An 18,510-nucleotide genomic window follows, 5' to 3' on the forward strand; every position below is an offset into this window, starting at 1 on the left:
CCCCGGGAGCGGCCGCCCCCGGCCCCGCCGGAACCGGACCGGACCCGCTGAGAAGGAGCGGCATGGAGCCCCTCGTCAAAGCCGCGCACGCGCACGGCATCACCACCCTCACGCTCGACTCCCCGGCCAACCGCAACGCGCTCTCCGCGGCCCTCGTCGGCGAGCTGCGCGCGGCCCTCGCGGCGGCGGGCGCCGACCCCGCGGTCCGGGCCGTCCTGCTCACCCACACCGGCGGCACCTTCTGCGCCGGGGCCGACCTGAAGTCGCCCTGCGCCCCGGCCGACTTCCTCGCCCTGCTGAACGAGATCGCCGGACTGCCCCGGCCGGTCGTGGCCCGCGTCACCGGGCACGTCCGGGCGGGCGGCCTGGGCCTGCTCGGCGTCTGCGACATCGCCGCCGCCGGGCCGCAGTCCTCGTACGCCTTCACCGAGACCCACCTCGGCGTGGTCCCCGCCGTGATCTCCGCCCCCCTGCTGCCCCGCCTGGACCCGCGCGCCGCGGCCCGCTACCTGCTGACCGCGGAGGCCTTCGACGCCGCCGAGGCCGCCCGGATCGGCCTGCTCACCCTGCACGGCGAGGACGTGGACCAAGCCCTGGCCCCCGTTCTGGCCGGGCTGTGCAAGGCCGGCCCGGAGGCCCTCGCCGCCACCAAGCGGCTGGTCACCGCCCCCGTACGGGCCGCCCTGGAGCGGGACGGCGAGGCCCTGACCCGCCTCTCGGCCCACCACTTCGGCTCCGCCGAGGCCCGCGAGGGCATCGCCGCCCGCTTCGAGCGCCGGGACCCGTCGTGGGCACGGTGAGCACGGCGACGACCGGCCCGAAGCAGGCCCGCAGCAGGGCCACCCGCCACCAGCTCCTGGAGGCGGCCGTCTCCTGCCTCGCCGAACACGGCTGGGCCGGCTCCACCGTCTCCGTCGTCGCCGAACGCGCCGGGGTCTCCCGTGGCGCGGCCCAGCACCACTTCCGAACCCGCGAGGACCTGTTCACCGCGGCCGTCGAGTACGTCGCCGAGGAGCGCTCCGCCGCCCTGCGCGAGCTCTTCCAGGCCGGACCGGCCGCCCGGCCCGTCGTGGTCGCGGCCCTGGTGGAGCTCTACACCGGAGCCCTGTTCAGGGCCGCCCTCCAGCTGTGGGTGGCCGCCGCGTACGAGGAGCAGCTGCGGCCCCGGGTCACCGAGCTGGAGGCCCGCGTCGGCCGCGAGACCCACCGGATCGCGGTGGAGCTCCTGGGCGCGGACGAGTCCGTCCCCGGCGTACGGGAGACCGTGCAGGGCTTCCTGGACATGGCCCGCGGCCTCGGCCTGGCCAACGTCCTCACCGACGACACGGCCCGCCGCGGCCGCGTGACCGCCCAGTGGACGACCCTCCTGGACACCGCCCTGGGCCCACCCCGCCGCACCGCCTGATCCGCTAGGCCCATCGGATGATAGTGCCGGGTCACCTGCTGATCACTGGGCGCGCCTCTCCTGCTTGTCGCGGAGACGGGCCGAATGATGCCGGAGGGAGGGCCCGTGGATGCCTCCTTCCCGGACGCACCGCCCTCCGGCCATTCGAACCACCAAGAAAGTAGGGCACTTCATGAGTGCTGAGAGCAGAACCAGGTCCGGTCCCGTTCCGAAACGGACCAGGGCGCTCACCGGCGGTGCGACCGCGCTGGTGGCCTTCGCGATGCTGAGCCTCGCCAGCCCCGCGCTGGCGGCCGCGCCCGCCCACCCGACGCCGGACGGCGTGCAGGCGGCGGCCGACGAAACGTGCCACGGGTACCCCTCCGGCGGTGACGACGGCGACCCCTGGGGCGATGTAGGCCGCGACGGGTGCTGGGGCAGGACCGGGCCCGCCGGCCCGCCCGGACAGCGAGGACCTCAAGGACCTCCCGGAGAGAGCGTCTGCACCGACATCGACTCCGTCGACTACTTCGCTCTCGGTCTCAGTGATGATGTGCTGGGAGTGACGTTCCGTGAGGAGCTGAGCGCGGTGCTCCTCACCAACGGCGAGGTCTTCGCCGGCCAGCGCGACCTCGAGCTGAACGGAGAAGCAGGCGCGAACGTGTACGACTGGGAGCGGGTCGACGACAACGACGACTTCCCCGACGACTCCGAGCCGTGTGCGGTTTCCATTTCCGTGCCGTCGGGTGGCATCTCGGCGGCCGGGGACACCGCCTACATCAAGGTGCTGTTCCTCGACGGCGAGGTGTGGGAGCTGCCGGGCGTCCGCACCGGTCTCCTGGACACGGATGTGTTCGACTTCAGCGACAGTACGTGGGTGGAGGTCGCCGAACCGTCGCTCCTCGTGAACAACGCCAAGGCCGCGAAGGCCAAGGCCGTGAAGGCCTCCAAGGCCGCGAAGGCCTCCAAGGCCGCGAAGGCCTCCAAGGCCGTGAAGAGCCCCAAGAAGGAGAAGGCGCTCCAGGGAGCTCCGAAGAACGCCATGTGAACACGGCGGACTGACCCGACCGTGCCCTGATGTGCGGTTGGTTCTGTGGCCCCGCCGGGGAACACGAAGGGCGCTGCACCCCGGGCGGGGTGCAGCGCCCTTCGGGCGGTCGGGGGCATCAGGCCGTTGCGGCGATGTCCGCGTAGCCCTCGATCTCCTGCGGGTTGCGCTTGCCCGGTCCGATGTAGCGGGCCGACGGGCGGACCAGGCGGCCCGTGCGCTTCTGCTCCAGGATGTGCGCCGACCAGCCGGCGGTGCGGGCGCAGGTGAACATCGAGGTGAACATGTGCGCCGGGACCTCCGCGAAGTCCAGCATGATCGCGGCCCAGAACTCCACGTTCGTGGCGAGCACCCGGTCGGGGCGGCGGGCGTGCAGCTCCTCCAGCGCGGCCTTCTCCAGCGCGGCGGCCACCTCGTAGCGCGGCGCGTCCAGTTCCTTGGCGGTGCGGCGCAGCACGCGGGCGCGCGGGTCCTCGGCCCGGTAGACCCGGTGCCCGAAGCCCATCAGCCGCTCGCCCTGGTCGAGGGCCTTCTTCACGTACGCCACCGCGTCGCCGGTGCGCTCGATCTCCTCGATCATGCCGAGGACGCGGGACGGCGCCCCGCCGTGCAGCGGCCCGGACATGGCACCCACCGCGCCCGACAGGGCGGCGGCGACGTCGGCGCCGGTGGAGGCGATCACGCGGGCGGTGAACGTGGAGGCGTTCATGCCGTGCTCGGCGGCCGAGGTCCAGTACGCGTCGACGGCCTTGACGTGCTTGGGGTCCGGCTCGCCCCGCCAGCGGATCATGAACCGCTCGACGACGGACTCGGCCTTGTCGATCTCCCGCTGCGGGACCATCGGCAGGCCCTGCCCGCGCGCGGACTGGGCGACGTACGACAGCGCCATGACGGCCGCGCGCGCCAGGTCGTCGCGGGCGGTCTGCTCGTCGATGTCGAGCAGCGGTTTCAGGCCCCACACGGGGGCGAGCATGGCGAGGGCGGACTGGACGTCGACGCGGATGTCACCGGAGTGGACGGGGATCGGGAAGGGCTCGGCGGCGGGCAGGCCGGGGTTGAACGCCCCGTCGACCAGCAGGCCCCACACGTTCCCGAAGGAGACGTGGCCGACCAGGTCCTCGATGTCGACTCCGCGGTAGCGGAGCGCTCCGCCTTCCTTGTCGGGTTCGGCGATCTCCGTCTCGAACGCGACGACTCCTTCGAGTCCGGGTACGAAGTCGGACATCAGGCGGCTCCCTCAGATAGTGCGAACACGCGCGGTTCCCGGCGTGACTCGCGGCGGTCCGGCGCGGTCATCCCCGTTGATGCCCGGTACGGTCGGCGGCCACCCGTGCGGGGGCCTCCTGACCGGCCCCAAGAGTTTGGCGGCTGGGGATGCCAGGCGGAAGCGTGACATACGGCACACTCGCAGGAGCACTCCTGCGGCAGGATGGCACGTGTGACCGACATGGATCTTGATCCCTCCACCATGCGCAAGCAGTACCGCTCGGAGATCGTCCTCGAGGACAGCCTCGACGGGGACCCCATGCGGCAGTTCGCCGTGTGGTTCGGGCAGGCCGCCGATTCGCACCTCTTCGAGCCCAACGCGATGGTCGTGTCCACCGCGACGCCCGACGGCCGGCCCAGCTCCCGCACGGTGCTGCTGAAGGCCTTCGACGAACGGGGCTTCGTCTTCTACACCAACTATGGCTCGCGCAAGGGCCGCGAGCTCGACGCCAACCCGCACGTCGCCCTGCTGTTCCCCTGGCACCCCATCGCCCGCCAGGTCGTCGTCACCGGTACGGCCGAGCGGACCGGCCGCGACGAGACGGCCGCGTACTTCCGCTCCCGCCCGCACGGCTCCCAGCTGGGAGCCTGGGCCAGCGAGCAGTCCCGGGTGATCGCCTCGCGCGCCGAGCTCGACCGGCGGTACGCGGAGCTCGCGGCGCGGCATCCGGAGGGCGAGCAGGTTCCGGTGCCGCCGGACTGGGGCGGGATCCGCGTGGTCCCGCACGAGGTGGAGTTCTGGCAGGGCCACGCGAACCGGCTCCACGACCGGCTGCACTACGTCCGCGACGGGGAGAAGTGGCGCATCGAGCGCCTGTCCCCGTAGCAGCGGCGTCGCCGGGCGGCCCTTCCCGGGCCCGCCGCGTTCCCGGCCTTCCCGTGCCGGCCGCGGTCCCGGCCGTTCCGTGCCTGCCCGTCCCCGGACAGCAGACGACCCGCGGGCTCGGGTTCTCTCCTGCAGGTAAGAGAAGCCGGCCGGACGTGCCGGCGAGCCCGCGGGTCGGGTGACTGCTCGGGATTGGCGCCGGGCGGCTTCCGCCGGGCACCGCACTGGGTGCGTTGCGACGACGGGCCCTTAGCCCGCAGTCACCTCACGCGTCCGGTAGTCGTACATTTCCGGAACCACCTCCCTTCTCGTGTACCGCAGACATTAGGACGCTTCCGCGGGCGGCTCAAGTTATTTATTTCGGGACGATTCGGGGAATGCGGTGTGGGCTGCGTCACGTTCCAGTTCAATGATCTGACGTGCCGCACACGCGAACACCTGCAGGGGGTGCCAGGTGAGTGCTTCCGGACGTGGACAACCCACCGACGATCTGCTCGCAGCGCTGCTGGACGGGATGGACGCGGCACTGTGCGCGTTCGACTCCGACGGAGTGATCACCCACTGGAACCGAGAGGCCGAGCGGATCCTGGGCTGGACCGCCGCCGAGGCCGTGGGCCGCAAGGGGTTCGCCGGGTGGGCGGCCCGGGCAGCGGACGCCCAGGACGTCGAGGACCGGCTGATGGGCGTCCAGGAGGTCCCCGGCCGGCAGGTGCACGAGTTCGCCCTGCTCACCAAGGACGGCGGCCGCGTCCTGGTGCGCACCCAGTCCGCCGCGGTGCCGGGCGCCGACGGCAGGCCCGCCGGGGTGTACTGCGCGTTCAGCGAGGTGCACGCCCAGATCGACCTGGAGCGGTCCATCGCGCTCAGCGAGGCCCTGATGGACGACGCCTCCTGGGGCGTGGTCCTCGTCGACGTGGACCTGCGCCCGGCCGTGGTCAACGCGCACGCCGCCCGCGCTTTCGGCTCCGCGCGCACCGCCCTGCTCGGCCGCCCCCTGGGCGACCTGCTGACCCAGGGCGCTGAGGAGCTGGAGGGCGCCCTCCAGCACGTGCTGGCCGAGGGCTCCCCGCAGGCGCCGCTGGAGCTGTGGGTGTCCGTGCGCACCCCGGAGGGGGTGCGGCGGCGCTGCTGGCGGTGCGGGTTCCTGAGGCTGGGCTCCCCGCTCGCCGAGGAACCGGTCCCGCTCGGGGTCGGCTGGCTCTTCCAGGACATCACCGAGGCCCGCCGGACGGCGCTGGACACGGCGCAGCTGCGGTTCCGCGCCGGCCAGCTGTACCGGGCCGGGCGGTCCGCCGCCGAGTGCGAGGACCCGGGCGAGGCGGCCGCCGTACGGCTGGACTTCGCCCTCGCCGGCTTCGCCGACCACGCGCTGCTCGACGTGCTGGAGCCGTCGGCGGACCCGGACCGCCCGCCGCGGCTCGTCCGGCACGCCGTGTCACCGCCTCCGCTGTCGGGGCAGGGCGGGATTCCGGCGCCGTACCAGCCGGGGCATCCGGCGCTCCAGGCCCTGGACCGGATCGGCTCGGTGCGGGCCACCGCCCCCCGCGGGGAGGCGGCGGAGGTGTGGGCGCGGGACCGGCAGTGGCCCGAGAACGCGGCGCACGTACTGTGCGCGGTGCTGCGGAGCCGGGGGCGGACCCTGGGCGTGCTGACGTTCGTCCGGGCGTCCTCGCGGGCCGTGTTCGAGCGGGCGGACGCGGAGTACGCGGAGGAGGTCGCGGCCCGGGTCGCCGCCGACCTGGACCTGGCCCGGTCCGCCCACGACAAGCCGTAGCAGGCAGGACCGAGCGGCCTCGGCCGCTCAGTGGCGGAAGAAGATCCGGTCGCCGTACTCCTGCATGACGCGGCCGTTCCACTCGTGGCCGCCGTCGACGTTGCCCGAGCGCAGCAGCGGCGGCTCGATGCCGCGCGCGGCGAGCTCGCCGGCCGCCGCCGCCATCACCGCCTGCATGATCGCGCTGGTCACCACCGTGGAGGCGGGCGCGAAGGGGGCGGCGATGCCGTCGAGGCTCAGCTCGGCGTCACCGACCGCGATCTTGCTGTCGAGGACGATGTCGCAGTGGTCCTTGAGGAAGGTGCCGGACACGTGCCGCGACCGGGTCTCCCGCGCGTACGCCACCGAGGTCACCCCGATGACGGTGAGGCCGAGGGCGCGGGCGTTCACGGCCATCTCCACCGGCAGGGCGTTCCGCCCGGACAGGGAGATGACCACGAGGACGTCGCCGGCGCCGGCGGGGCTGCTGTCCAGGACGGCCCCGGCGAGCCCGTCGACCCGCTCCAGGGCGCTGCCGAGGGTGGCGGGCATGACGTCGACGCCGGCGGTGCCGGGGACGGCGAGGAAGTTCATCAGGGCGAGTCCGCCCGCCCGGTACACCACGTCCTGGGCGGGGAGCGAGGAGTGGCCGGCGCCGAAGGCGAAGAGCCGGTTCCCGGCGGCGACGGCGTCGGCGATCGCGGTTCCGGCCTCGGCGATGCGCTCGCCCTCCTCGTCCCGCACCCGCTGGAGCAGGCCGATCGCGGCATCGAAGAACTGACCGGCCAGCTTGCTCTCGCTCATTGCCGAGGCCCTTCCAGAGAGGCGGTGGGACGGGGGCGTCCGGGTCCGCCGCTCACCGTGCGGTCTGGACCAAGGGCCTGTCAATACGGGCGTCAATCCGGGCCCGCGGCCCCGCTGCGGCCCCGGGGCTTGGCAAAGGCGCGGGACGGTTGCCCGTGCGATGCGTCAGAATTGGGGACAGGGCCAGCGCACGATATCCGAGGGGCACGAATGTCCGGACTGATCGACACCACGGAGATGTATCTCCGCACCATCCTCGAGCTGGAAGAGGAAGGCGTGGTCCCCATGCGCGCCCGGATCGCCGAACGGCTCGACCAGAGCGGGCCGACGGTGAGCCAGACGGTGGCGCGGATGGAGCGCGACGGTCTGGTGGCCGTGGCGAGCGACCGGCACCTCGAGTTGACGGATGAGGGCCGCCGGCTGGCCACGCGGGTGATGCGCAAGCACCGGCTCGCGGAATGCCTGCTGGTCGATGTCATCGGCCTGGAGTGGGAGCAGGTGCACGCGGAGGCCTGCCGCTGGGAGCACGTGATGAGCGAGGCGGTGGAGCGGCGCGTGCTGGAGCTGCTGCGCCACCCGACCGAGTCGCCGTACGGGAACCCGATCCCGGGCCTGGAGGAGCTGGGCGAGAAGGCCGAGGCCGACCCGTTCATCGAGGACGGCATGGTGAGCCTGTCGGACCTGGAGCCGGGCACCGAGGGCAAGACGGTGGTCGTGCGCCGGATCGGCGAGCCCATCCAGACGGACGCCCAGCTGATGTACACGCTGCGCCGTGCGGGGGTGCAGCCCGGTTCGGTGGTGAGCGTGACCGAGTCGCCCGGCGGGGTGCTGGTCGGCAGCGGCGGTGAAGCCGCCGAGCTGGAGGCGGAGATCGCCTCGCACGTGTTCGTCGCGAAGGCCTGACCGGAGAAACGAGTGGTCCCGGCGCCCTGCGGCGCCGGGACCGTCCTCCCCGGTGCTGACCTGGAGCCCCGAGCTCTCAAGGTCATCCCCTTCGGACCGTCTTCCCCGAGCGGCCCGCCTCCCTGTTCAGAGGATCTCCGTCGGCAGCGGCTCCCAATCCTTGAGCAAGGTCACTCGAAAGAGCGGTGTTGACCGCGAGAAGCCGGTTTTCGAATGCGGGTTCGATAGTGTGGCGGCGAAGCGAAGGGGGTGCCTCCTCGGTGGTACGGCGCATCGATGTGACAGCGGCCGACGGCATGCGCCTGGCCGCCTGGGAGTTCGGCGAACCGGACGCCGCCCTGCCGCCGGATCTCCCGGCGCCCCGGGTGCTGTTACTCCACGGCCTGATGGGCCGCGCCCTCCACTGGGCCGGCACTGCCCGCTGGCTCGCCCGAGGCCGCCGGGTCGTGGCCCTCGACCAGCGCGGGCACGGCGAGAGCGACCGCCCGGCCGCCGGCCCCGAGGTCCAGGCCTCCCTGGGCCGTGAGGCCTTCGTCGCCGACGCCGAGGCGGCCGTCGAGCAGCTCGGCCTCGCCCCCGTCACCCTCGTCGGCCACTCCATGGGCGCCCTCACCGGCTGGCAGCTGGCCGCCCGCCGCCCGGACCTCGTCGAGGCCCTCGTCATCTGCGACATGCGTGCCTCCGCCCTCGGCGAGGCCTCCCAGCGCGAATGGGCGGAGTGGTTCCGCCACTGGCCCCTGCCCTTCCCCACGCAGGACGCCGCCCGCCGCTGGTTCGGCGAGGACGACCCCCGCGTGCAGCGGCCCGACCCCGGCCGCGGCGCCTTCTTCGCCGACGTGATGCACCGGACCCCCGACGGCTGGCGCCCTCTGTTCTCCCGCAGCGACATGCTGACGGCCCGTGAAACCTGGGTCCACGACGCGCACTGGGAGGAGCTCGCCCAGGTCCGCTGCCCCACCCTGGTCGTGCGGGGCCTCGACGGCGAGCTCGGCCGCGCGGAGGCCCAGGAGATGGTCCGCGTCCTGCCCGAGGGCCGGTACGCCGAGATCCCCGACGCCGGCCACTACCTCCACTACGACCAGCCGACCGCCTGGCGGGCCGTCCTGGAACCCTTCCTCGACGGCCTCCGCCCGACGGTGTCCCACTGACCCGGCCCCGCACACGGGAAAGGGGGTGACCGGCCTCCCCGGCCGTGTCACCCCCTCGCTGCGCATCCCGCGCTCAGCCCTTGCTGACCGCCTGCAGGATCTCCGGCAGCTTCCGGACCACGACCGGAGCCGCCAGCCGGACACCCGCCCAGGCCGCCACCGCGCCCCAGACCACGCCCAGCGGGAGCACGATCCAGGACAGGGACTGCATCCCGTCCGCCACCTTGAACCAGATCGTCAGCGCGATCACCGGCGAGCAGATCACCGCCGACGCCAGCAGTCCGCCGAAGATGCCCGTCCAGGCCAGACCGCCCTGGCCCGGGGCGACGTTCTTGAAGGCGCCGTCCGTCGGGATCGAGTACGGATAGTGGGCCGAGGCCAGCGCGCCCGTGCACAGCATGGACCCCATCAGGGCCAGTGCCATGCCCAGGCCGGCCGGGAAGGCCTGCCAGTCGTCCACCAGCGCGGCCGTGACCGCCGTGACCAGGACCGTGTACGGCACCGTGACCAGGGCCAGGGCGTACGCACGGGCGCGCAGCTCCACGAACGCGTCGCGCGTGCCCCCGATGGTCTGCGCGACCATCCAGAACGCCGAGGTGTCCTGCCCGAACTGGTTGTACATCTGCACACCCAGCATGCCCGCCCCGAAGCAGGCCAGGTACACCGAGCCCGTGCCCTGGAGCGCGTTGAACACCGGCACGATCAGGCCGACCGCCAGGGCCGATACCCAGGACATCTTGGTCTTCGGATCCCGCACCGCATAGCGCAGGGTGCGCTGGAGGGACGCGCCCGTCCGCCCCGCCGGCAGCCACGACCAGATGCCGCCGCCCGCCGACTCCCGCTTCTCCTTCGAGCCGGCCGCGGCGATCGTCGAGCCGTCCGGGGTGACCATCAGCTGGGTCAGGCTGCGCTCCCACAGCCACATCAGCAGCACCAGGGCGAGGACGGTAAGCGCCAGCTGGCCTGCGGCCGCCCCGTACGCGCCCTTGCTCACGGAGTTCACCATGCCGACGGCCGTGGCGGGCGGCAGCCACTGCACGACCTCCGCAGCCGGCTCCAGCCTGGCCAGGCCCCCGGCCTCCAACAGGCGCTGGCTCGCGAAGTTGGCGACCTGCGCGCCCACCGCGACCACCAGGCCGCTGAGCAGCGCGAGGTCGCGCCCCTTGCGGCTGGTCAGCAGCCGGACGTTGGCCGTGGCGACCGTGCGGGCCAGTGCGACGCACCCGAGCAGCAGCAGCGGTGCGGCCACCACACCGGCCACGATGCCCGCCGACCCCCGTGCGACGGCCACCACCGAGCCGACCGCCACGCACAGCGTGAACAGCGGCCCGATGCCGATGAGCGAGGAGGCCAGCAGGGCCCGCACCAGCGGGCGCGGCCGCAGCGGCAGCATGACCAGCCGGCTCGGGTCGAGCGTCTCGTCCCCGGCGGGGAAGAACAGCGGCATGAACGTCCAGCCGAGCGCCAGGATCGCGGCCAGCAGGACGACGACCGTGCCGGCGTGCGCGTGCCCGTGCAGCATGGCCAGGCCGAGAGTCACGAAGAAGGCCACCGCCAGCGAGAACGCCAGCGAGGTGAAGTAGGCGGCCTTGCGCTTCGACGACCCCTTGAGGCCGTTGCGTATCAGCGAGAGCTTCAGCCGGACGAACACGGCGGTCGGATTCACCGCGGCGGCGGCCGGGCCGGCCGCAGCGGACGCGGGAGCCGGCCCCGGCCCCGGCCCCGGCCCCGGCACGGGCGCGGAAGCGGAGGCGGATGCGGATGCGGTGGTGCTCATCGGGCGGCCTGCCCGCCCAGCCAGTCCAGCGAGTCGCCCGCGGCGCGCCCGCCGGCACCGACCAGCTCCAGGAACGCGGCCTGGAGCGAGGGCGCCGCGCCGCGTACCGCGGCCAGCGGACCCGCGGCGCGGATCCGGCCGCCGGCCATGACGGCGACCCAGTCGCACAGCGACTCGACCAGCTCCATCACATGGGAGGAGAAGACGACCGTGGCGCCCGAGGAGGTGTACCGCTCCAGTACCCCGCGGATGGTCTGCGCCGACACCGGGTCCACGCCCTCGAACGGCTCGTCCAGGAACAGCACTTCCGGGTTGTGCAGCAGGGCCGCGGCCAGGCCGATCTTCTTGCGCATGCCCGTCGAGTAGTCCACGACCAGCTTGTGCTGCGAGCCCGCGAGGTCGAGGACCTCCAGCAGCTGCGTCGCCCGCTTGTCGGTCTCCTCGCCCGGCAGGCCGCGCAGCCGGCCCATGTAGCCGAGCAGTTCACGGCCCGACAGCCGCTCGAACATCCGCAGGCCCTCGGGCAGCACGCCGATCCGGGACTTCACCTCGACCGGGTCCGTCCACACGTCGTGGCCGGCCACGACGATCCGCCCCATGTCCGGGCGCAGCAGTCCGGTCACCATCGACAGCGTCGTCGTCTTCCCCGCGCCGTTCGGGCCGACCAGGCCGATGAACTTCCCCGCCGGCAGCTCCAGGTCGATGCCCGCGACCGCGACCTGGTCGCCGAAGCGCTTCCACAGGCCTTCCACCCGTACTGCTGCCCGCTCGGTGGACGGCGCCGGTCGCGCGCCACCCGTCCCGGACGTCCCGCCCGTCGCATCACCCTGGTTCGGCATGCGTCTGCCTCTCGTTCTGGTCCCCGTGGTCCTACGTCTTCACCATAGGGCGGCCCCAAGAGGCAGGGCAGTTACGTATGTCATGACTTTCGGCCGCGAAACGCACCTGGTCCGGGCCGCGTTGGTCCGGGCCACGTTGGTCGGGGCGTGCGGCCGTCAGGGCGTGCGGCGGGCTGCCCGTTCCGCCGCGGCCTCGCGTCCGCACGCGTACGCCAGCGCGTCGATCAGCTCCTCGGCGTCCGGCAGCCAGCGGTTGGCCGGCGTGGGGCGGCGCGCCCACTGGACCGAGCCCCGGCCGCCGAAGCGGGTCGGCGGGGCGGCGACGTACTCGCCCTCGCCGCGCACCCCCAGGTCGATCGCGGCCGGCGACCAGCCGTACCGGCGGACCATCTCCGGCACCTTGGCCGAGGCGCCCGGCAGCACGAAGAACAGCATCCGGTGGTCGGGCGTCAGCGTGACCGGTCCGAGGGTGCGCTCCATGCGCTCCAGCCGGGCGAGCGCCAGGAATCCGGCGGAGTCCGGGACGTCCAGCGCGTCGAACGTACGGCCCGTCGGCAGCAGGATCGAGGCCTCGGGCCGCTTCCCCCACACCTGCCGGACCCGTACCGCGCTGCCCGTGGCGAGCGACGCCCACTCCTGCACCGCGGGGTGCGCGCCCGGCGCCGGGCAGTCCGCCGCCCCGCAGGAGCACAGCTCCCGCCCGTCCGCGTGCTCCAGCCAGGTGCCGGCGAAGACGTCCCAGTGGCGTTCTTCCGTGTACCGCACGGCATGGTCCAGCAGCAGCTCGGAGCGCTGCTTGGGGATGGATGCGGTCTCCGTGACTCCGATGGTCTCTTCCACGACCATCACAACTCCCGCGGTGAGGCGGGGTTACGGGGGCAAACCGGCCGGTGGGCGCTGCATCGATCCTGCATACGGGGCGCACTGGTGCACGGGTGGGGGCGCGTGGGAGGTCGGGCGCTGGAGTTGGGTAGCGATACGACGCAGAGCGGATGATTCTCCGCACATCAGGCGGGAAGTGATCATTCCAACGATCACCCGCGGCCTCTGGGGGTTTTCATGGCAGCCAGGCCTCTCGTCGCCCGCCAGCCGAACGAACGGCTGCAGGCACTGATTCAGGAAGCCGGGTGCTCGAACGCCGGGCTCGCCCGGCGCGTCAACATGTGCGGGGCCGAGCACGGCCTCGACCTCCGCTACGACAAGACGTCCGTGGCCCGCTGGCTGCGCGGCCAGCAGCCACGCGGCCGGGCTCCCGGAATCATTGCCGAGGCGCTCGGCCGCAAACTCGGCCGGACCGTCACCATCGACGAGATCGGCATGGCCAACGGCAAGAACCTCGCCTCCGGGATCGGCCTCCAGTTCTCCCCGACCGTCGGCGGCGCCATCGAGCAGGTCAGTGAGCTGTGGCGGAGCGACGTCGGGCGGCGGGACTTCCTGTCCGGGTCGAGCGTGGCCGCGTCCGCGCTGGTCGAGCCGAGCCGGGACTGGCTGATCACCGGCGCCGACGCGCAGGTGGCCCGCAGCGGCGGCTCCCGCGTCGGCATGTCGGACGTGGAGGCGGTACGGGCGACCACCGAGGCCCTCAAGGAGCTCGACCACCGCTTCGGCAGCGGGCACGTGAGGCCCGTCGTCGTGCACTACCTCAACTCCGTGGTGTCCGGGCTGATCGGGGGCTCGTACCGGGAGCCGGTCGGGCGCGCCCTGTTCGCGGCGGTGGCCCGGCTGACGGAGCTCGCCGGGTACATGGCGGTGGACACCGGGCAGCCGGGGCTGGCGCAGCGCTACTACATCCAGGCGCTGCGGCTGGCGCAGGCGGCCGGGGACCGCGCGTACGGCGGGTACGTGCTGGCGGCGTCCATGAGCCACCTCGCCGCGGAGCTCGGCAATCCGCGGGAGATCGCCCAGCTGGCGCGGGCCGCCCAGGAAGGGACGCGCGGGCAGGTGACCCCGCGGGTGGAGTCCATGTTCTACGCGGCCGAGGCGCGCGGGCACGCGCTGCTGGGCGATGCCCGGGCGGCGGCCGTGCTGTCCTCGCGGGCGGTGACGGCGCTGGAGCGGGCGGAACCGGAATCCGGGGACGACCCGGTGTGGATCCGGCATTTCGACCAGGCGTACTTGGCGGATGAGCTGGCCCACTGCCACCGGGACCTGGGGCAGGCGGAGCAGGCGGCCCGGCAGGCGCAGGAGGCGCTGGCCGGCCTGCCGGCCGGGAAGGAGCGGCGCCGCGCGATCGGGCTGCTGCTGCTGGCGGCGGCGCGGGTGCAGCAGCGGGAGGTGGAACAGGCCTGCCAGACCGCGGGGCAGGCGGCGGAGCTGCTGTCGGGTCTCCGCTCCAGCCGGGGCGCGGAGTACCTGGACGACTTCCGGGCGAGGCTCCAGCCGTACCGGGAGGAGGCGGCGGTCCGCGAGTTCGCGGCACGGCTGGAGGCGGTCGCCTAGCAGGAGATATGCCCGGGTATGTGGTTGATCGTCCGGGAACGTGGGCCTGACGGGGAGGGCGGGGTCCGGGTAGCGTGAGTCGGCGTTCCGTGGTTCGGAGTGTTCGGAGTAGTCGGCGAAGGAGTCCCGGTGACGGAGAACGGACAGGGGAACGCCCCGCAGGCGGCCCCGCAGCCCGGTGCGCCGTGGGGCCCCGATCCGGCGTACGCGCAGGCGCCGGCGGCCCCCGGCCAGCTGCCGCCCCCGCCCGTGCAGGCGCAGCCCGTGCAGGCGCAGCCCGGGCACGTGGTCGGGCCCGGCTGGGAGGGCCCCGGCCAGCCACACGGCTACGGCTACCCACCGCTGCCCGAGGCCGCGACCCAGTACATCCCGCCGGTCCCGGCCGACCCGGCGCCCGGCGCGCCCGGGATGCCGTACGCCCCGCCGGCCCCGGGCGCCCCGGCGCCGCCGGCGGCCCCCGCGTACGACGAGGCGGCGACGCAGTACATCCCCCCGGTCCCGGCGGCTCTCTCGCACGATGAGGCGGCGACCCAGTTCATCCCGCCGGTCACCGACGGCTTCGACGGGCTGTTCCGCGACGGCGACGGGCTCGCCGGAAGCGACGGGCACACCCAGCAGCTGCCGCCGGTCCAGGAGCCGGTGCTGCGGCAGCCGCCGCCGCGGCCGTATCCGCCGTACGGGCAGCAGCCCGTACCGCCCGGGCCGCATCCGCAGCAGCCGTTCCCCCCGGGCGCGCAGGGGCAGGGGCAGTACGCCCCGCCGCCCCCGCCCGAGCCGGCCCGGCGCGTGCCGCCGGCGGTCATCGCGGCCGTGGTGATCGGCCTGGCCGTGGTCGGGCTCGGTGTCGGCGCGCTGCTCAGCGACGGCAAGGCGCAGAACAACGACCCGGCCGCGGCGGCGGCCGCCCCCACCCCGTCCGCGGGCACCTCGGCCGCGGCGGCCGTCGAGGCGCCGGTGGACCCGGCCCGCTCCCAGGCCATCCAGCTGGACAAGCTCCTCGCGGACAGCAACGACAGCCGGTCCACCGTGATCAAGGCCGTCGACGACATCAAGAGCTGCCGCAACCTCGGCACGGCGGCGAGCGACCTGCGCGACGCGGCCCGGCAGCGCGAGGGGCTCGTCACCCGGCTCCAGGACCTGAAGCTGGACCTGCTTCCGAACAACGAGAGGCTGTCCGCGGCGCTGGGCAAGGCCTGGAAGGCCTCGGCGGACGCCGACAACAGCTACGCGGCCTGGGCGGACGACATCGCCGGGGACAAGAAGGGCTGCAAGGACGGGCGGGCCCGCAACACCGACGACGCCAACGACGGCAACAAGTCGAGCGCCGAGGCGACGCGGGCGAAGGAGTCGGCCGCATCCATGTGGAACACGATCGCGGCCAAGTACAACCTCACCAAGCGGGACAAGTCACAGCTTTAGGGCGGTCACGCGGTCACGGTCACGCGGTCACGCGGCGCGCGGCCCCGCATCACGCGTCACGCGGCGCGCGGGGCCTGCTCCAGCGTCTGCGTCATGTCCATCGGCTGCTCGCCCTGCTGGGCGACGAGCCGGCCGGACTGGACGACCTGGAAGGTGACCCGCCCGTTGACGATGCGCGGGAAGCCGGCGAGGGCGCGCATGTTCTCGTAGCGCCAGTTCAGGTCGGGGGTCAGGCCGCCGGTCCGGACCGGCTCCGCCTGGTTCAGGGCGCGCGCCACCTTGTGCGGGGTGACCGTCTCGCCGGACTTCAGGCGCTTGAGGGCCTCGCCGAGGACGGTGTACGCGATCCAGGTGGTCTGCGTCCCGCTGTCGTCGGGGTCCACGGCGTCGTTGCCGAAGGCGTGCTCGGAGATCACTTTCCGCATCGGCTGCCACAGCGGGTCGCCCGAGACGGGGTACCAGCTGGTGACGAGTGCGCCCTCGAAGGGGCTCTCGCGGCCGCCGGTGCGGTCGATGAGGGCCTGGCTGACGCTGCCCAGCACGGAGGCGATCTGCGGGTTCTTCCGCTTGTCGTCGGCCCGGCGGAAGGCGTCGAAGAACGTTTCGGTGCGCTGGCCGAGCACGGCCGCCACACAGCCGCGCTCCTTGCCGCCGGAGGAACTGGCCAGGGCCTGGCGGGCCTGCGGCATGAGGTCCGCGGAGTCCTCGGCGGCGCGGACGTCGGCGGCCTCGCCCGCCTTGCCGGCGCCGTCGGACTTCAGGCCGGCGTTCAGCAGGATCGGCATGGAGTCGCCGGCGAGGGTGTCGGGCCGGACCAGCGCCACCTGGGTGCAGGCGCGGCCCAGCTGCCGTCCGGCGCCGGCGAGGAGCACCGGCTGGCCGCCGTTGACGGGGAAGGAGAGGTTGCTCTGGAACTCCTCGGCGGAGACCCCGTACCCGCCGATGAAGGGGATGCCCTCGACCTCCAGCGGGGCCATGAAAGCGCGTCCGTGCTGGCTGTAGGAGCCGACGACGGCGACGGCCTTCTCGGCAATGGCCTTGCGGGCGCAGTCGCCGGCGCCCGACGGGGTGTTCTTCTCGTTGCAGGTGATCACGCGCAGTTTGTGGCCGTTGATCCCGCCCGCGGCGTTGACCCAGTTCTCGTAGGCCTTGGCCATACCGGTCATTCCCGGCATATTGGTGGCTCTGGTGTCCTGCGGGGCGAAGGTCATGACCGTGATGGTGTCCGTGGGGCCGCCCGAGCCTCCGGGGAGGATGCCGCAGCCGACGAGGAGGCATGCGCCCATCGTGGCAGCAACGGCGGTTCGGAAGCGGGGAGTTGTGCGTCGCCGATCGGTCATGTCCCAGCACCATTCCGTCCCGCGGGTAACTGGGCAGTGAGATGGACGCAACAGTGGGTGACATCCAGGTGAATGACAGGGATGTGATCCTGCACAGGTGCTTCAAGATCGCTCCAGACCGGAACGTACGATCGAAAGCGTGACATTCGCCCAAGGTTCGAAGAACTCTTCCCGACGCGGCGGCCGCTCCTCCACCATGGGCGGCATGCCCCTGAACGACATGCCGTGGTGGCGCTGGCGCAGCAATGTGCGCTCGGCGCTGCACATGCTTTCCGATCCGGCCTTCCAGGAAGAGGTCTGGCTCGCGGGCGCCGAGGGATACGGGGACGTCACCGACGCCGTGTACCGGCTCGTCGAGGACACCTGGCTGGACAGCTGGTCCGCCGAGAAGTACGTCGGGACGATCTTCCGCGACGTGCAGGAGGCCACCCTCGTCGACGCCGTCGTCCTGCGCGTGCTGCGCATCCTGCACCAGGTCGGCCCCGACGCCCCCGTCTCCGCCTACCTGGAGCACCAGGCCTGGCCCGAGGCGGTGCACGCCGCCCGCGAGGCACACGTACGGCTCGCGCAGGCCGACGGCGAGGACCCGGATGCGGCGCCCCGCTCGCTGGAACTGCTGAGACTCCTCACCCGCCCGGTGTGAAAGGCTGTGGTGCCATGAGCGACGACCCGCAGCCCCAGGCACCCCAGCAGTACGTACTGACCCTGTCCTGCCCCGACAAGCAGGGCATTGTGCACGCCGTGTCCAGTTACCTGTTCATGACCGGATGCAACATCGAGGACAGCCGGCAGTTCGGCGACCGCGACACCGGTCTCTTCTTCATGCGGGTGCACTTCTCGGCCGAGCCGCCCGTCTCCGTGGAGAAGCTGCGGGCCAGCTTCGCCGCCATCGGCGACTCGTTCCGGATGGACTGGGAGATCCACCGCTCCGACGAGCGCATGCGGGTCGTGCTGATGGTCTCGAAGTTCGGCCACTGCCTGAACGACCTGCTGTTCCGCACCCGGATCGGGGCCCTGCCGGTGGAGATCGCCGCCGTCGTCTCGAACCACACCGACTTCGAAGAGCTGGTGCGCTCGTACGACATCCCCTTCCGCCACATCCCGGTGACGAAGGACACCAAGGCGGACGCGGAGGCGCAGCTGCTGGAGCTGGTCCGCGCCGAGAACGTGGAGCTCGTCGTCCTGGCGCGCTACATGCAGGTGCTGTCGGACACCCTGTGCAAGGAGCTCAGCGGCCGCATCATCAACATCCACCACTCCTTCCTGCCGAGCTTCAAGGGCGCCAAGCCGTACCACCAGGCGCACGCCCGGGGCGTGAAGCTGATCGGCGCCACCGCGCACTACGTGACGGCCGACCTCGACGAGGGGCCGATCATCGAGCAGGAGGTCGAGCGGGTCGGCCACGAGGTCACCCCGGACCAGCTGGTGGCCATCGGCCGCGACGTCGAGTGCCAGGCGCTGGCGCGCGCCGTGAAGTGGCACAGCGAGCACCGCGTCCTGCTGAACGGCACCCGCACGGTCGTCTTCGCCTGACCCGTCCGGAGGCCCGCCGGCCCCACCCCCC

Annotated in this window: 17 protein-coding genes; 11 read left to right on the forward strand and 6 right to left on the reverse strand. The window is 73.0% G+C overall.

Annotation, left to right across the window (positions count from 1 at the left end; all coding sequences use genetic code 11):
* Nucleotides 1-62: 62 nt before the first annotated feature.
* The 3 genes from AC068A_RS11875 (at nucleotide 63) to AC068A_RS11885 (ending at nucleotide 2,432) form a co-directional block, all read left to right on the forward strand.
* Complete coding sequence (locus AC068A_RS11875) at nucleotides 63-800, forward strand: enoyl-CoA hydratase family protein (protein WP_478583881.1); 738 nt, start codon at nucleotides 63-65, stop codon at nucleotides 798-800.
* Nucleotides 788-1,405, forward strand: coding sequence for a TetR/AcrR family transcriptional regulator (locus tag AC068A_RS11880; protein WP_478583883.1), 618 nt, complete (start codon nucleotides 788-790; stop codon nucleotides 1,403-1,405). Before AC068A_RS11875 ends, AC068A_RS11880 begins: the two co-directional genes overlap by 13 nt.
* 172 nt (nucleotides 1,406-1,577) lie before the next feature.
* Nucleotides 1,578-2,432 carry a hypothetical protein gene (locus AC068A_RS11885; RefSeq protein ID WP_478583884.1) on the forward strand — a complete coding sequence of 285 codons (855 nt, stop codon included), beginning with the start codon at nucleotides 1,578-1,580 and terminating at the stop codon, nucleotides 2,430-2,432.
* 118 nt (nucleotides 2,433-2,550) lie between these two features.
* On the opposite strand, the gene AC068A_RS11890 is transcribed toward AC068A_RS11885, so the two are convergent.
* On the reverse strand, nucleotides 2,551-3,657 hold the full coding sequence (locus AC068A_RS11890; RefSeq protein ID WP_478583886.1) for a citrate synthase 2: 1,107 nt from the start codon (nucleotides 3,655-3,657) through the stop codon (nucleotides 2,551-2,553).
* A gap of 204 nt (nucleotides 3,658-3,861) precedes the next feature.
* On the opposite strand from AC068A_RS11890, the gene pdxH reads away from it, so the two are divergent.
* Together pdxH and AC068A_RS11900 are read left to right on the forward strand one after the other, a co-directional pair.
* Complete coding sequence (pdxH, locus tag AC068A_RS11895) at nucleotides 3,862-4,524, forward strand: pyridoxamine 5'-phosphate oxidase (protein WP_478583887.1); 663 nt, start codon at nucleotides 3,862-3,864, stop codon at nucleotides 4,522-4,524.
* A 454-nt stretch (nucleotides 4,525-4,978) separates the two neighbouring features.
* Nucleotides 4,979-6,298, forward strand: a complete 1,320-nt coding sequence (locus AC068A_RS11900; protein ID WP_478583889.1) for a PAS domain-containing protein — start codon at nucleotides 4,979-4,981, stop codon at nucleotides 6,296-6,298.
* Between the two features lie 27 nt (nucleotides 6,299-6,325).
* Here AC068A_RS11900 and AC068A_RS11905 read toward each other — a convergent pair whose 3' ends face one another.
* Complete coding sequence (locus tag AC068A_RS11905) at nucleotides 6,326-7,081, reverse strand: SIS domain-containing protein (RefSeq protein WP_478583891.1); 756 nt, start codon at nucleotides 7,079-7,081, stop codon at nucleotides 6,326-6,328.
* 210 nt (nucleotides 7,082-7,291) lie between these two features.
* Here AC068A_RS11905 and AC068A_RS11910 point away from each other — a divergent pair, with 210 nt between their 5' ends.
* A complete protein-coding gene (locus tag AC068A_RS11910; RefSeq protein WP_179176561.1) occupies nucleotides 7,292-7,984 on the forward strand; it encodes an iron-dependent transcriptional repressor DtxR in 693 nt (230 codons plus the stop codon).
* Nucleotides 7,985-8,244: 260 nt separating this feature from the next.
* The gene (locus AC068A_RS11915; protein WP_478583893.1) at nucleotides 8,245-9,132 is read left to right on the forward strand and encodes an alpha/beta fold hydrolase; all 888 of its coding nucleotides are present in this window, start codon (nucleotides 8,245-8,247) and stop codon (nucleotides 9,130-9,132) included.
* A 73-nt stretch (nucleotides 9,133-9,205) separates the two neighbouring features.
* Here AC068A_RS11915 and AC068A_RS11920 read toward each other — a convergent pair whose 3' ends face one another.
* The 3 genes from AC068A_RS11920 to AC068A_RS11930 all read right to left on the reverse strand — a co-directional run bounded on the left by AC068A_RS11920 (nucleotide 9,206) and on the right by AC068A_RS11930 (nucleotide 12,588).
* Nucleotides 9,206-10,909, reverse strand: a complete 1,704-nt coding sequence (locus AC068A_RS11920; RefSeq protein WP_478583894.1) for a transporter — start codon at nucleotides 10,907-10,909, stop codon at nucleotides 9,206-9,208.
* Nucleotides 10,906-11,748 (reverse strand): ABC transporter ATP-binding protein, encoded by an 843-nt coding sequence (locus AC068A_RS11925; RefSeq protein ID WP_478583896.1) that lies wholly within the window; start codon nucleotides 11,746-11,748, stop codon nucleotides 10,906-10,908. The genes AC068A_RS11920 and AC068A_RS11925 overlap by 4 nt, the downstream gene beginning before the upstream one ends.
* Nucleotides 11,749-11,904: 156 nt before the next feature.
* Nucleotides 11,905-12,588: a bifunctional DNA primase/polymerase gene (locus AC068A_RS11930; protein ID WP_478583957.1), complete on the reverse strand. Its 684-nt coding sequence runs from the start codon at nucleotides 12,586-12,588 to the stop codon at nucleotides 11,905-11,907.
* A 219-nt stretch (nucleotides 12,589-12,807) separates the two neighbouring features.
* Between AC068A_RS11930 and AC068A_RS11935 the strand changes: the two genes are divergently transcribed.
* Both AC068A_RS11935 and AC068A_RS11940 read left to right on the forward strand, forming a co-directional pair.
* Entirely contained in the window at nucleotides 12,808-14,187 is a 1,380-nt protein-coding gene (locus AC068A_RS11935; RefSeq protein WP_478583898.1) for a transcriptional regulator, read from the forward strand.
* A 129-nt stretch (nucleotides 14,188-14,316) separates the two neighbouring features.
* Complete coding sequence (locus AC068A_RS11940) at nucleotides 14,317-15,606, forward strand: hypothetical protein (protein WP_478583900.1); 1,290 nt, start codon at nucleotides 14,317-14,319, stop codon at nucleotides 15,604-15,606.
* 56 nt (nucleotides 15,607-15,662) lie between these two features.
* Here the strand turns inward: AC068A_RS11940 and AC068A_RS11945 are convergent, their stop codons facing one another.
* Nucleotides 15,663-16,946 carry an ABC transporter substrate-binding protein gene (locus AC068A_RS11945; protein ID WP_478583902.1) on the reverse strand — a complete coding sequence of 428 codons (1,284 nt, stop codon included), beginning with the start codon at nucleotides 16,944-16,946 and terminating at the stop codon, nucleotides 15,663-15,665.
* A 196-nt stretch (nucleotides 16,947-17,142) separates the two neighbouring features.
* Here AC068A_RS11945 and AC068A_RS11950 point away from each other — a divergent pair, with 196 nt between their 5' ends.
* Complete coding sequence (locus AC068A_RS11950) at nucleotides 17,143-17,589, forward strand: SCO4402 family protein (RefSeq protein WP_478583959.1); 447 nt, start codon at nucleotides 17,143-17,145, stop codon at nucleotides 17,587-17,589.
* Nucleotides 17,590-17,603: 14 nt separating this feature from the next.
* The gene (gene purU, locus AC068A_RS11955; RefSeq protein WP_478583904.1) at nucleotides 17,604-18,479 is read left to right on the forward strand and encodes a formyltetrahydrofolate deformylase; all 876 of its coding nucleotides are present in this window, start codon (nucleotides 17,604-17,606) and stop codon (nucleotides 18,477-18,479) included.
* Nucleotides 18,480-18,510: the final 31 nt, after the last annotated feature.

It is taken from the genome of Streptomyces sp. NPDC043854, assembly GCF_056436005.1.